The 13,283-nt window shown below is 69.2% G+C and carries 11 protein-coding genes and 1 pseudogene; 2 read left to right on the forward strand and 10 right to left on the reverse strand.

Annotation, left to right across the window (positions count from 1 at the left end):
• Positions 1 to 153: 153 nt before the first annotated feature.
• The 4 genes and pseudogenes from ABZT06_RS16820 to ABZT06_RS16835 form a co-directional block, all read right to left on the reverse strand.
• Positions 154 to 1,839, reverse strand: coding sequence for a ribonuclease J (locus ABZT06_RS16820; RefSeq protein WP_355740877.1), 1,686 nt, complete (start codon positions 1,837 to 1,839; stop codon positions 154 to 156).
• Between the two features lie 153 nt (positions 1,840 to 1,992).
• Entirely contained in the window at positions 1,993 to 2,892 is a 900-nt protein-coding gene (gene dapA, locus ABZT06_RS16825; protein ID WP_355740879.1) for a 4-hydroxy-tetrahydrodipicolinate synthase, read from the reverse strand.
• A 211-nt stretch (positions 2,893 to 3,103) separates the two neighbouring features.
• Positions 3,104 to 4,483: an FAD-dependent thymidylate synthase gene (gene thyX / locus ABZT06_RS16830; RefSeq protein WP_355741462.1), complete on the reverse strand. Its 1,380-nt coding sequence runs from the start codon at positions 4,481 to 4,483 to the stop codon at positions 3,104 to 3,106.
• Positions 4,463 to 4,753, reverse strand: a pseudogene (locus ABZT06_RS16835) (FAD-dependent thymidylate synthase); the annotation flags it as partial. The pseudogene ABZT06_RS16835 and the gene thyX, both read right to left, overlap by 21 nt.
• Before the next feature lie 194 nt (positions 4,754 to 4,947).
• On the opposite strand from ABZT06_RS16835, the gene ABZT06_RS16840 reads away from it, so the two are divergent.
• Positions 4,948 to 5,187, forward strand: a complete 240-nt coding sequence (locus ABZT06_RS16840; RefSeq protein WP_355741464.1) for a hypothetical protein — start codon at positions 4,948 to 4,950, stop codon at positions 5,185 to 5,187.
• 91 nt (positions 5,188 to 5,278) lie between these two features.
• Positions 5,279 to 5,836 carry a phage holin family protein gene (locus tag ABZT06_RS16845; RefSeq protein ID WP_355740881.1) on the forward strand — a complete coding sequence of 186 codons (558 nt, stop codon included), beginning with the start codon at positions 5,279 to 5,281 and terminating at the stop codon, positions 5,834 to 5,836.
• Positions 5,837 to 5,906: 70 nt separating this feature from the next.
• Here ABZT06_RS16845 and ABZT06_RS16850 read toward each other — a convergent pair whose 3' ends face one another.
• The 6 genes from ABZT06_RS16850 to eccD form a co-directional block, all read right to left on the reverse strand.
• The gene (locus ABZT06_RS16850) at positions 5,907 to 6,362 is read right to left on the reverse strand and encodes a hypothetical protein (RefSeq protein WP_355740883.1); all 456 of its coding nucleotides are present in this window, start codon (positions 6,360 to 6,362) and stop codon (positions 5,907 to 5,909) included.
• Entirely contained in the window at positions 6,362 to 7,114 is a 753-nt protein-coding gene (dapB, locus tag ABZT06_RS16855; RefSeq protein ID WP_355740885.1) for a 4-hydroxy-tetrahydrodipicolinate reductase, read from the reverse strand. Before dapB ends, ABZT06_RS16850 begins: the two co-directional genes overlap by 1 nt.
• Positions 7,115 to 7,139: 25 nt before the next feature.
• A complete protein-coding gene (locus ABZT06_RS16860; RefSeq protein ID WP_355740887.1) occupies positions 7,140 to 8,519 on the reverse strand; it encodes a pitrilysin family protein in 1,380 nt (459 codons plus the stop codon).
• On the reverse strand, positions 8,516 to 10,738 hold the full coding sequence (locus ABZT06_RS16865) for a polyribonucleotide nucleotidyltransferase (protein ID WP_355740889.1): 2,223 nt from the start codon (positions 10,736 to 10,738) through the stop codon (positions 8,516 to 8,518). Before ABZT06_RS16865 ends, ABZT06_RS16860 begins: the two co-directional genes overlap by 4 nt.
• Before the next feature lie 311 nt (positions 10,739 to 11,049).
• Positions 11,050 to 11,337, reverse strand: a complete 288-nt coding sequence (gene rpsO / locus ABZT06_RS16870) for a 30S ribosomal protein S15 (RefSeq protein WP_020138875.1) — start codon at positions 11,335 to 11,337, stop codon at positions 11,050 to 11,052.
• A gap of 257 nt (positions 11,338 to 11,594) precedes the next feature.
• A complete protein-coding gene (gene eccD, locus ABZT06_RS16875) occupies positions 11,595 to 13,058 on the reverse strand; it encodes a type VII secretion integral membrane protein EccD (protein WP_355740892.1) in 1,464 nt (487 codons plus the stop codon).
• Positions 13,059 to 13,283: the final 225 nt, after the last annotated feature.

The raw sequence follows: 13,283 nt of genomic DNA on the forward strand, positions 1-13,283 counted from the left end.
TCTCTTATCCCCCCCCCTGTTCATGCCCCCCCGCGCCACAGGCGGGGGGGGTGCCCCCCGCCGGGGGACATTAAACGCCGGGGGGGGGGCCCCCCCCTCCCCCCCCGCGGCCCCCCCGCTCCACGTTCACTCGGACGCGTGTCCGACGGTCCGTCAGACCTCCACCACCACAGGGAGGATCATCGGCCTGCGGCGATACGTGTCGGAGACCCACTTGCCCAGGGTCCGCCGCACCAGCTGCTGCAGCTGGTGGGGTTCGACCACGCCGTCCTGTGCCGAGCGCTCCAGGACCTCGGTGATCCTCGGGATCACGTCGCTGAACGCCGAGTCCTCGATGCCGGAGCCGCGCGCCTGGATGTGCGGGCCGCCCGTGATCTTGCCGGTGGACGAGTCGACGACCAGGAAGACCGAGATGATGCCCTCGTCGCCGAGGATCTTGCGGTCCTTGAGAGCCGGCTCGCCGACATCACCCACCGAGAGGCCGTCGACGTAGACGTAACCCGCCTGGACCTTGCCGGTGATCTTCGCCTTGCCCTCGACGAGGTCCACGACCACGCCGTCCTCGGCGATGACGATCTGGTCGTGCGGCACGCCGGTCAGGGCGCCGAGCTCGGCGTTGGCGCGCAGGTGGCGCCATTCGCCGTGGACCGGCATCAGGTTCTTCGGCCGGCAGATGTTGTAGAAGTACAGGAGCTCGCCCGCGGACGCGTGGCCCGAGACATGCACCTTGGCGTTGCCCTTGTGGACGACGTTGGCGCCCCAGCGGGTCAGGCCGTTGATCACGCGGTAGACCGCGTTCTCGTTCCCGGGGATCAGTGAGGACGCGAGGATGACGGTGTCGCCCTGGACGATCCGGATCTGGTGGTCGCGGTTGGCCATGCGGGACAGGGCGGCCATCGGTTCGCCCTGCGAGCCCGTGCAGACCAGGACCACCTCGTGGTCCGGGAGGTCGTCGAGCGTCTTCACGTCGACCACCAGGCCCGGCGGGACCTTCAGATAGCCGAGGTCGCGCGCGATGCCCATGTTGCGGACCATCGAGCGGCCGACGAAGGCGACCCGGCGGCCGTACTCGTGGGCCGCGTCCAGGATCTGCTGGATGCGGTGGATGTGGCTGGCGAAGCTCGCGACGATGATCCGCTTGCGGGCGTTGCCGAAGACCTGCCGCAGGACGTTCGAGATGTCCTTCTCGGGCGGGACGAAGCCCGGGACCTCGGCGTTCGTCGAGTCGGAGAGGAGAAGGTCGATGCCCTCCTCGCTCAGCCGCGCGAACGCGTGCAGGTCCGTGAGGCGGCCGTCCAGCGGGAGCTGGTCCATCTTGAAGTCACCCGTGTGCACGGCCATGCCGGCCGGGGTGCGGATGGCGACCGCCAGGGCGTCGGGGATGGAGTGGTTGACCGCGACGAACTCGCAGTCGAAGGGGCCGATGCGCTCGCGGTGCCCCTCCGACACCTCAAGGGTGTAGGGGCGGATCCGGTGCTCCTGGAGCTTGGCCTCGATGAGCGCGAGGGTCAGCTTGGAGCCGATCAGCGGGATGTCCGGCTTCTCCCGGAGGAGGAAGGGGACGCCGCCGATGTGGTCCTCGTGGCCATGGGTGAGGACGATGCCCTCGATGTCGTCGAGACGGTCCCTGACGGACGAGAAGTCCGGCAGGATCAGGTCGATTCCGGGCTGCTCCTCCTCCGGGAAGAGCACGCCGCAGTCGACGATCAGCAGACGGCCGCCGTACTCGAAGACCGTCATGTTTCGGCCGATCTCGCCGAGACCGCCGAGTGGGGTGACCCGCAGGGCGCCTTCGGGAAGCGGCGGGGGCGGGGCCAGTTCGGGATGCGGATGACTCAAAAGACTCTCCTCACCACGCACGCCACGTACCGGTGGGGCACATGGCGTGCGTGACGTTCGTGCGTGTAGCAGTTGTCGTTGTGGTGCGGGCACCGGTGGCCCGCGTATTCAGTTGTTGAGTCCGGTTGCGCGCCGGGCGCGCGAAGTCTGGTGTTAGAGCTGTACCCCGCCGGCGGCAAGATCGATCTTGAGCTGCTCGTTCTCTTCGGGAGAGAGCTCCACCATGGGGGCGCGCAGGGGCCCGGCGGGGAGGCCCTGGAGGGTGAGCGCCGCCTTGGTGGTCATCACGCCCTGGGTGCGGAACATGCCCGTGTAGACGGGGAGCAGCTTCTGGTGGATCTCGGTGGCCTTCTGTACGTCGCCCGAGATGAACGCCTCGACCAGGGCGCGCAGGTCCGGGGTGACCACATGGCCGACGACCGAGACGAAGCCGACCGCGCCCACGGAGAGCAGCGGCAGGTTCAGCATGTCGTCGCCGGAGTACCAGGCGAGGCCGGAGCGGGCGATGGCCCAGCTGGCGCGGCCGAGGTCGCCCTTGGCGTCCTTGTTGGCGACGATCCGCGGGTGCTCGGCGAGCCGGACCAGCGTCTCGGTGCTGATCGGGACACCGCTGCGGCCCGGGATGTCGTAGAGCATGACGGGCAGGTCGGCGGCGTCCGCGACGGCCTTGAAGTGCCGGTACAGGCCCTCCTGCGGGGGCTTGTTGTAGTACGGCGTCACGATGAGGAGGCCGTGTGCGCCGGTCTTCTCGGCGGTACGGGCCAGCTCGATGCTGTGGTGGGTGTCGTTGGTGCCGACGCCGGCGACGACGTGGGCGCGGTCGCCGACCGCCTCCAGTACGGCTCGTACGAGGTCCGATTTCTCCGCGTCACTGGTGGTGGGGGACTCGCCGGTGGTGCCGTTGATGATCAGGCCGTCGTTGCCTGCGTCCACCAGGTGGGTGGCGAGCCGCTGTGCGCCGTCGAGGTCGAGTGCGCCGTCCGCCGTGAAGGGCGTGACCATGGCGGTGAGGACCCGCCCGAAGGGGGTCTGCGGAGTGGAGGTCGGAGCCATGGGTAACACGCTACTCGTTGCTCAAGGCGGGGTCTTCCCTAGGGGGGCGGGAAAAGTCCTGACAAATGCGGAGCCCGGCACTGCCTGCTCGGGGGTTCAAGCAGTGCCGGGTCCGTTTGATCAGGCTAGATGAACTTCTCCAAATGCCGCAATACGGACACTTCGCGCGGTGGACCCGCACATCTGTGCCCTGCGGCTGAACAGGCGTCGGTTACGGCGCCACACGGCCGTTCGCATTGAAGGCGGCGTACGTGAGGGGCATGAGCTTCGCCCACTCCGCCTCCATCTTCTCGCCGACCATCTCGATCTCCCGCTGCGGGAAGGACGGCACCTTCGCCTGCTCGTGCTGGGTGCGCAGACCGAGGAAGTGCATGAGCGAGCGTGCGTTGCAGGTGGCGTACATCGAGGAGAACAGTCCGACGGGCAGGACCGAACGGGCGACCTCGCGGGCGACGCCGGCGGCCAGCATCTCCTGGTATCGCTCGTATGCCTGGATGTACGACTCCTGCATCGAGCGTTCCATGATCTCCTGTTGCGCCTGCGTGCCCTGGACGAACTCGTACTTGCCCGGTCGCCCCTGCTGAACGAGTTTGCGGTCCTCTCCCGGGACGTAGAACACCGGTTGCAGTTCCCTGTAGCGGCCCGACTCCTCGTTGTAGGAGTTGTGGACGACGATCCCGTTCGCCAGGAAATTGTGCCAGGGGCCTTCAACGGTGAGGTCGTACGTCATCTCCTCGCCGTCGTCCTCGATGGAGACGATGGGATCGGGGACGGCCGTCGCGATCTTTCCGCCGCGACGGGCGATCCTCTGCTCCTCCGCGCTCTTGGCCGCATGGCAGGGCTCACAGGCGGGCGCGAGGTTCCGCTCGTCGAGTGCGCGGGTGAGGTCCTCGGCCACGGGAACGACGTGGTCGAGCGCGAGGTCCTCGCGCTCGAAGGACTGTCCACAGAGGTGGCAGATATCGGTCTCGCCGATCAGACGGTCGCGCTGCATCGAGGCCCAGACCCCCACGCCTCGATGAAGGCTGGGGGGCACCATGCCTTCCGAGGGGCGCGACGCGGTCTCGGCGGTCAGCACCGCGTCGCCCGCCGCGAGTTCACCGGCCTTCCGCCAGCCGTCCGGCGTGAGAACCGCGTGATCGACGGTGGAGCGCAACACCTTGCCGCCGACGGTGGTGATCTTGATGAGTGGTTTCACGCCCGACTTGATGACGTCGAGGATCTGGCCCCTCTGGGCCGTCAGTGTCTCTTCGTCATAGCAACGGACGTGCTGGCGCCGAACCGACTCGAGCTTGGGCAGCCGGGTGGAGGGGTGCTGCTTCCGGAATTCCGCGACGGTGGAGTCGGCCGCTTCCCGGCTGTCGTACAGCCCCAGATAGTGATCGGTCTCCCCACGGCGGACCTGCGCCATCCACTTCTGTGCCCCGACGTGCCAGGTCACGCCGCCCGCCGAGTGCGGCAGGCGGTCCTCGACGCCGATGTGCCACAGCTCGTACAGGTCCGCGATGGAACGGCGCCGGAGATTGCCCGCCTCACTCACCAGCGTGATCTCGGTGTCCCCGGCCACGCACCAGCCCACCCGGTGGCGCATGAACTCGCGGAAGACGAAGATCGGGGCGCTGACGAAGAAGGTCATCGAGTTGTGCTCGAAGGGACTGCCGTGCCGGTCCCGCATCAGGTAGTTGATCAGGCCCTTGGAGCGCTCCGGGTCCTTGCCCAGCTCGTCCAGGGACTGCTCGCCGACGGTGGAGACGCGGGCGGCGAAGAGCACGTCGGCGTCGGACGCGGTGTGCTTGACCAGCTCGACGGTGACGTCGCTGCGGAAGCTGGGCTTGAGGTCGTCGGCGGGGGTGTCGGTCACGGCTCGGTGGGTCCTTCCGAATACTTCTCGCGGGCGGCGCCCACTCTACGGCTCACCACTGACATCGGGGCGTTCGGTGCCGGGTCGCGACAACTTCTGTGAATTCGTGTCAACAGGGCACCTTTTGTGGCACCCGACCGTCTGTACAGACAGCAGTGATTCACACGATCCCGGAAGGGAGAAGTACCTCCATGCTGTTGCGTCGGCGCGAGCCCGTACCGTTCGCCTTTCTCGCCGAAGCCGACAGGTTCCGCAGCAATGTCACTCCGCCACCTCGTGGGCGGGCGTCCGTCGGTGAGATGGCCGGGCGCTGGCTGACGGGGCTCACCATCGTCGCCGGACTCGTGGGCTCCCTGGTCCTCGGCATGCCGGCCCTGTCACAGGATCAGGCGCCCTCGCAGGACCAGCAGTCGCAGGCATCCCAGGGACGCTGACTCATCCGGTCCCCCTGAAGTGGTCAGCAGGGACACCGGCGGATAACCTCACCGGGCACAGCCCACCGTATGGATCGAGTGAGGACCCGCCGTGCCCCTGCCCTTCCTGACGGCCGACCGCGCGTTCGAGGCGACCGACGACGACGTCGCGCTGCCTTTCGAGAACCGTGACCGCTGGCGGCGCCCCTACCGGCCCGGCCCGTGGCGGGTGGGTGTGGCGGCTGTACTTCTGCTGCTCGCCTCGTACGTGCTGTTCGCCGCGGTGATCATCGCGCTGACCGACTCGCCGACCGAGGCCGCGGTGGTGCTCGGTATCGCGGTGCTCGTCATCGTCGGCGCGCTGCGGCTGCTGCGCATGGGGGTGTGGGTGTCCGCCCGCGGGGTGCGACGGGTGGGTTTCCTGTTCACCCGCACGGTGACCTGGGAGCAGGTCGTCGCCGTGCGGACGGCACAGCAGCCGGTGCGCTGGCTCGGACTGCCGCGCACGGTCCAGGGCCAGGCCCTGACCGTCGTACGGCAGGGTCGGGGACCGGAGGACCTGCCGCCGCTGCTGACCACGCACAACGCGGACTTCCTCGCGCGCGGCCAGGCGTTCGACCGGGCCGCGGACTCGGTGGAGGCCTGGGCCGCGGAGTACGCGCGGGGCTGACCCGACAGGGACGGACGAGGAAGGGGGCCGGTCCGCATCAGGACCGGCCCCCTTCGACGTGCCGGGGCCTTCAGGGCTGCTGGACGGGCCTGCCGTCGTGCAGCGCTATCGCGCGCTGCATGGCCTTGCGGGCACGCGGGGTGTCGCGGGCGTCGTGGTAGGCCACCGCGAGCCGGAACCAGCTGCGCCAGTCGTCGGGGGCCGACTCCGTCTCGGCCTTTCGCTGGGCGAAGACCTCGTCGGCCGAGTCGCGGTCGATCCGGCCGGCGGGCGTGCGCCTGAGCTCGTCGACGGGCAGGCCGCCCTCGGCATCGAGCTCGGCGGCGAGGGCGTTGGCCCGGCGGACGAACTGGGTGTTCTTCCACAGGAACCACAGGCCGATCACCGGCAGGATCAGCACCGCGACGCCGAACGTGACGGTGATGAGTGTGCCGGACTGGATCAGCATGACGCCGCGGCTGCCGACCAGGACGAAGTAGAAGACCAGGACGGCGGCCGTCACGGCGTAGGACAGCTTGGCGCGCATCAGCCCAGGTCCAGGAAGTTCTCCAGGCCGAAGGTCAGGCCCGGGGTCGTGACCACTCGGCGGGCGCCGAGCAGGATGCCCGGCATGAAGCTGCTGTGGTGCAGCGAGTCGTGGCGGACCGTCAGGGTCTCGCCCTCGCCGCCGAGCAGGACCTCCTGGTGGGCGAGGAGCCCGCGCAGGCGGACGGCGTGGACGGGGATCCCGTCGACGTTCGCGCCGCGCGCTCCGTCCAGGGCCGTCTCCGTGGCGTCCGGTGCCGGGGCCGTGCCCGCCGCGCGCCGGGCCTCGGCGATGAGCTGGGCCGTGCGCGTGGCGGTGCCGGACGGGGCGTCGACCTTCTTCGGGTGGTGCAGCTCGACGACCTCGACCGATTCGAAGTAGGGCGCGGCGATCTGCGCGAACTTCATGGTCAGGACGGCCCCGATGGAGAAGTTGGGAGCGATGAGCACGCCGGTCTCCGGGGACCTCTCGAGCCAGCCGTTCAGCTGCGCGAGGCGCTCGTCGGTCCAGCCCGTCGTGCCGACGACGGCGTGGATGCCGTGGCCGACGCAGTACTCGAGGTTGTCCATCACCGAGGCGGGCGTGGTCAGTTCGACGGCGACCTGGGCGCCCGTCTCGGCGAGGGTCTCCAGCTTGTCGCCCCGGCCGAGAGCGGCGACCAGTTCCATGTCCTCGGCGGCCTCGACGGCCTTGACCGCCTCGGCACCGATACGGCCCCTGGCACCGAGGACCGCCACGCGCAGCTTGCTCATCTTCTTGCTTCCTTAAGGGGAGGGCTTACGCGACCGCTTCGTGCAGTCGGGCCGCCTGCTTGTCCTTCAGCGGGCCGATGACCGACAGCGACGGGCGCCGTCCCAGGATCTCGCGGGCGACCGCGCGGACGTCGTCCGGGGTGACCGACGCGATGCTGGCCAGCATGTCGTCGACGGACATCTGCTCGCCCCAGCACAGCTCGCTCTTGCCGATGCGGTTCATCAGCGCGCCGGTGTCCTCCAGGCCCAGGACCGTGGAGCCCCTCAGCTGGCCGATGGCGCGGCCGATCTCGTCGTCCGTCAGGCCGTGTTCGGCGACCTGGTCGAGTTCGTCCCGGCAGATCTTCAGTACGTCGTGGACCTGCGAGGGCCGGCAGCCGGCGTACACGCCGAACAGGCCGCAGTCGGCGAAGCCGGAGGTGTACGAGTAGACGCTGTACGCGAGTCCGCGCTTCTCCCTGACCTCCTGGAAGAGGCGGGACGACATGCCGCCGCCGAGCGCGGTGTTCAGCACGCCGAGGGCCCAGCGGCGGTCGTCGGTGCGGGCGAGGCCCGGCATGCCGAGGACGACGTGGGCCTGTTCGGTCTTGCGGTCGATCAGCTCGACGCGGCCCGCGGTGCGCAGGGCGCGCCTGCCGTCGCGCGGGGCGATGGGCGTGGCGTCGGGGCTCTTGAGGGCGCCGGCCTTCTCGAAGGCGGCGCGGACCTGTCGTACGACCTTGTCGTGGTCGACATTGCCCGCGGCCGCGACCACGAGGTGGGTCGGGTCGTAGTGCTTCTTGTAGAAGCGGCGGATGCGGTCGGCGGTCAGGGCGTTGACGGTGTCGACCGTGCCGAGGACCGGGCGGCCGAGGGGGTTGTCGCCGAACATGGTGTGCGCGAACAGGTCGTGCACGCAGTCGCCCGGGTCGTCCTCGGTCATGGCGATCTCCTCGAGGATCGCGCCGCGCTCGACGTTGACGTCCTCTTCGAGGATGAGGGAGCCGGTGAGCATGTCACAGACGACGTCGATGGCGAGCGGCAGGTCGGCGTCGAGCACGCGCGCGTAGTAGCACGTGTACTCCTTCGCCGTGAACGCGTTCATCTCGCCGCCGACCGCGTCGATGGCGGAGGAGATGTCCAGGGCGGAGCGGCGCTGCGTCCCCTTGAAAAGGAGGTGCTCCAGGTAGTGCGTGGCGCCGTTCAGAGACGGTGTCTCGTCGCGGGAGCCGACGTGCGCCCAGATGCCGAAGGTCGCGGAGCGGACCGAGGGGAGGGTCTCGGTGACGATGCGCAGGCCACCGGGGAGCGTGGTCTTGCGGACGGTGCCGATGCCGTTCTGGCCCTTGATCAGGGTTTGGGTACGGGCGACGGCCCGCGCCTCCGAAGAGGTGCGGGCCGTCGCCTTGGAGCTACGGGACGTCACTGGTCGGCGTCGTCCTTCTTCTCGTCGGAGGAGTCTTCCTCGCCCTCGATCACGGGGATCAGGGAGAGCTTGCCGCGGGAGTCGATCTCGGCGATCTCGACCTGGACCTTGGCGCCCACACCGAGCACGTCCTCGACGTTCTCCACGCGCTTGCCGCCGGCCAGCTTGCGGATCTGCGAGATGTGCAGCAGACCGTCCTTGCCCGGGAGCAGCGACACGAACGCACCGAAGGTCGTGGTCTTGACGACCGTACCCAGGTAGCGCTCGCCGACCTCCGGCATGGTCGGGTTGGCGATCGAGTTGATCGTGGCGCGGGCGGCCTCGGCCTGCGAGCCGACCTGGGCACCGATGTAGATGGTGCCGTCGTCCTCGATCGTGATCTCGGCGCCGGTGTCCTCCTGGATCTGGTTGATCATCTTGCCCTTGGGGCCGATGACCTCACCGATCTTGTCCACGGGGATCTTGACGGTGATGATCCGCGGGGCGTTCGGGGACATCTCGTCCGGCGTGTCGATCGCTTCCATCATCACGTCGAGGATGTGGAGGCGGGCGTCACGGGCCTGCTTGAGGGCGGCGGCCAGGACGGAGGCGGGGATGCCGTCCAGCTTGGTGTCGAGCTGGAGGGCGGTGACGAACTCCTTGGTGCCGGCGACCTTGAAGTCCATGTCGCCGAAGGCGTCCTCCGCACCGAGGATGTCGGTGAGGGTGACGTAGTGCGTCTCGCCCTCGATGTCCTGCGAGATCAGGCCCATGGCGATACCGGCGACGGGGGCCTTCAGCGGCACACCGGCGTTCAGCAGCGACATGGTGGAGGCGCAGACCGAGCCCATGGACGTCGAGCCGTTGGAGCTCAGCGCCTCGGAGACCTGGCGGATCGCGTAGGGGAACTCCTCGCGGGTCGGCAGGACCGGGACCAGGGCGCGCTCGGCGAGGGCGCCGTGGCCGATCTCGCGGCGCTTGGGGGAGCCGACGCGGCCGGTCTCGCCGGTGGAGTACGGCGGGAAGTTGTAGTTGTGCATGTAGCGCTTGCGGGTCACCGGGGAGAGGGTGTCCAGCTGCTGCTCCATGCGGAGCATGTTGAGGGTGGTGACGCCCAGGATCTGGGTCTCGCCACGCTCGAACACCGCGGAGCCGTGCACGCGCGGGATGGCCTCGACCTCGGCGGCGAGCGTACGGATGTCCGTGACGCCACGGCCGTCGATGCGCTTCTTCTCCTTGATCACGCGCTCGCGGACCAGCTGCTTGGTGAGCGAGCGGTACGCGGCGGAGATCTCCTTCTCGCGGCCCTCGAACTCCGGGAGCAGCTTCTCGGCGGCCAGACCCTTGACGCGGTCGAGCTCGGCCTCGCGCTCCTGCTTGCCCGCGATGGTCAGCGCGGAGGCGAGCTCCGGCTTGACGGCGGCGGACAGCGCCTCCAGGACGTCGTCCTGGTAGTCGAGGAAGATCGGGAACTCGCCGGTGGGCTTGGCGGCCTTCGAGGCGAGGTCGGCCTGGGCCTTGCAGAGCACCTTGATGAAGGGCTTCGCGGCGTCCAGACCGGCGGCGACGACCTCCTCGGTCGGCGCCTCGGCGCCGCCCGCGACCAGCGTGATGGTCTTCTCGGTGGCCTCGGCCTCGACCATCATGATCGCGACGTCGCCGTCCTCGAGGGTGCGGCCCGCGACGACCATGTCGAAGACGGCGTCCTCGAGCTCGGTGTGCGTCGGGAACGCGACCCACTGGCCGTTGATCAGCGCGACGCGGACGCCGCCGATCGGGCCGGAGAAGGGCAGGCCGGCCAGCTGGGTGGACGCGGAGGCGGCGTTGATCGCCACGACGTCGTACAGGTGGTCGGGGTTGAGCGCCATGATGGTGGCGACGACCTGGATCTCGTTGCGCAGGCCCTTCTTGAAGGAGGGGCGCAGCGGGCGGTCGATCAGCCGGCAGGTGAGGATGGCGTCCTCGGAGGGGCGGCCCTCGCGGCGGAAGAAGCTGCCGGGGATCTTGCCGGCGGCGTACATCCGCTCCTCGACGTCCACCGTCAGGGGGAAGAAGTCGAGCTGGTCCTTGGGGTTCTTGGAGGCGGTGGTGGCCGACAGCACCATGGTGTCGTCGTCCAGGTACGCCACGGCGGAGCCGGCGGCCTGCTTGGCGAGGCGGCCCGTCTCGAAGCGGATGGTGCGGGTGCCGAAGGAGCCGTTGTCGATGACGGCCTCGGCGTAGTGGGTCTCGTTCTCCACTAGGTGCTCTCCGTTACTTTTCGTCTGCGTTCGTCTTTTGTCCCGATCCGCCCGTGTGGCGGGGGGACGTGCGCGGAGAAGCGCTCCATCTGGTGCGGGCCGGTCTTCGATCGAAGCACCCGGGTTCGCAAGGCCCGGGGGCCACTACCGAGGACCGGCGGCGGCGAGGCGCACTTCTCCTTGTTTCACTGCGTTGTGCTACCACACTACAAAGTGGGTGTGACACCGCGCACGTTTCCGCATGCGCGGTGCGCATGTACGGCAAAGGGAGCGGCCCCCGATCGGTCGGGAACCGCTCCCCTCACGGCGTCCTACTTGGCGCCCGCCGCACCGCGGCGGATGCCGAGGCGGTCGACCAGCGTACGGAAGCGCTGGATGTCCTTCTTCGCCAGGTACTGGAGAAGGCGACGGCGCTGACCGACCAGGATCAGCAGACCACGACGGGAGTGGTGGTCGTGCTTGTGGGTCTTGAGGTGCTCGGTCAGGTCCGAGATACGGCGCGAGAGCATCGCGACCTGGACCTCGGGGGAGCCGGTGTCGCCCTCCTTGGTACCGAACTCGGTGATGATCTGCTTCTTCGTAGCGGCGTCGAGCGACACGCGTACTCCTCGTAGTCTCTTGGGTAGCCACCGAGTGCCCCTGGTCCACTTCTCAGGGGAGCTTCCGTTACTCGGGAGGCGGGGATCCGCTGGGCGCGGCCTCCAGAGCGGACAGCTCCGGGGGTGCGTACACAAACGGCCGTCAGCCAGGGTATCAGCACGCCGGCAGTGCCCCGGCCCACGCCGACGCCGTACGCATGACGCAGCGGCTGCCACCCATGTGGGTGACAGCCGCTGTCAACTGCTCGGGTCGGACGTCAGCTGGTCATGCCGCGGGCCGCCGCGTACAGGTCGAGGACCGCGAGGCAGAGCGGGACGAGGGAGAGGAGCACCGCGCCCTCGCTCAGGTCGAGCATCCGGCCCCAGAACGGGGTGACGCCCTTGCGCGGCACGATCAGGGCGATCGCCACGAGGAGCGTGGCGCCCAGGGCCACCGCGGCCGACAGCCAGACGGTGCGGATGTCCAGCGGGGCGCTGTTGTGGTCGTAGACGAGGTCCTTGATGATGTCGGCCGGCGGGTTCAGGGCGAGGCCGAGGACCAGCAGGCTGACGGTGATGATGCCCGAGATCATCAGGGTCACGACCTGGGACGTGTACAGGAAGAGCCGGGCCCGCATCAGCATGGCGAGGCCGGCCGCCAGGGACAGCAGCTGCGCCCAGCCGCTGCTGGAGAAGCCGAGGACCACGCCCGCGGAGGCGACACCGGTGACCGCGCAGCCGCCGACGAGACCCAGCAGCAGTTCGTGGCCGCGGCGGGCCTGGTCGGTGATGAGCCGGTAGTCGACCGGCTCCTGCTCCTGCTGGTCCTCGGCGCGGCCGCGCTTGGCGATCTGGTCGGGCGAGCGGAAGCCGATGGGCAGCCGGGAGAAGCGGGCGGACCAGCCGGGCAGGAAGCCGATGACGGCGATCATGACGACGGCGGTGACGGCGGCCGTCTCACGCGGCTCGGCCTCGGAGACGATCGCCGCGAAGGTGGCGAGGACGCCGACGCCGGCGCCGAACGCGGCGGCGATGAAGGGAGCGTCCTTCTGCGGGAGCATCAGCACGAGCAGCACAGCGGCGACGAGGACGACGGCGAAGCCGACGAGGAGGTTGAGCCGTCCCGGGCCCTCGCCCGCGTCCAGGCCCATGACGCCGGAGCCGCCGACCATCAGGTGCGGCAGCGAGGCGAGTCCGAGGGCCACGGCCGCGTGGTGGTCGTCGTAGACCCGCGCGCGTACGGAGGCGAGCGCGACGAGGACGGCACCGGTGACTCCGGCGATGACGCCGGGCAGACCGTGCATGTCGTGGCGCAGCGGCTCGGAGAACCACAGCGCCAGCGCCATCATGGTCAGCAGCAGTGTGCCGGCGGTGAGGCCGACGACCCGCATCATGCCGTCGTTCCAACTGCGCCGGTCGGCCTCGACGGCGGCGGCCACGGCGTCGACGACGTCGTCGAAGACGGCGGGCGGCAGCGAGTCCGCGAACGGCCGCAGGAGCAGCAATTCGCCATCGCGTATCTGCTGTTCGGAGAGCGAGCGGCCGTCGTCGAGGACGGAGCCGTCCCTGCGCACGAGGTTGTACCCGGTGGGCGCGGCCTCTTCGGGTGTCTGGCCCGACAGTCGCAGGATCTCCGGGTAGACGTCAGAGAGCGGCACATCCTCGGGAAGTGCCACATCGATCCGGCTGTTCGGTGCCGCCACCGTGACCCGGCAGAATCCGGTTGCTGAAACCGTACTCACCTGACGGTTCCCCCTAGTCCAGTACTCGGTGATTCGTCGCGGTTTGCCAGGGCGATTCCCGCTCCGCGCTTCGTTTGGAGCGTCACCCTACCGTCCCCTTGCGGCTTCTCCTCATCCCCTCCCGGCTCAACAGGCCCGCAGAACAGTAGGATCAACGCCCGACTCATGTGTGGGCTGAGCCCCATGGGTCGAGAGACGTACGGGGGCCGTCACGACGGGGGCGGT

The organism is Streptomyces sp. NPDC005483 (assembly GCF_040606035.1).
Taxonomy (GTDB): Bacteria; Actinomycetota; Actinomycetes; order Streptomycetales; family Streptomycetaceae; genus Streptomyces.

Bases quoted from the DNA above. Each gene is read 5' to 3' on its own strand.
- dapB (WP_355740885.1), bottom strand. From the start codon at position 7,114: ATGAGCAAGCTGCGCGTGGCGGTCCTCGGTGCCAGGGGCCGTATCGGT.
- thyX (WP_355741462.1), bottom strand. From the start codon at position 4,483: ATGCGCCACCGGGTGGGCTGGTGCGTGGCCGGGGACACCGAGATCACG.
- dapA (WP_355740879.1), bottom strand. From the start codon at position 2,892: ATGGCTCCGACCTCCACTCCGCAGACCCCCTTCGGGCGGGTCCTCACC.
- ABZT06_RS16850 (WP_355740883.1), bottom strand. From the start codon at position 6,362: ATGCGCGCCAAGCTGTCCTACGCCGTGACGGCCGCCGTCCTGGTCTTC.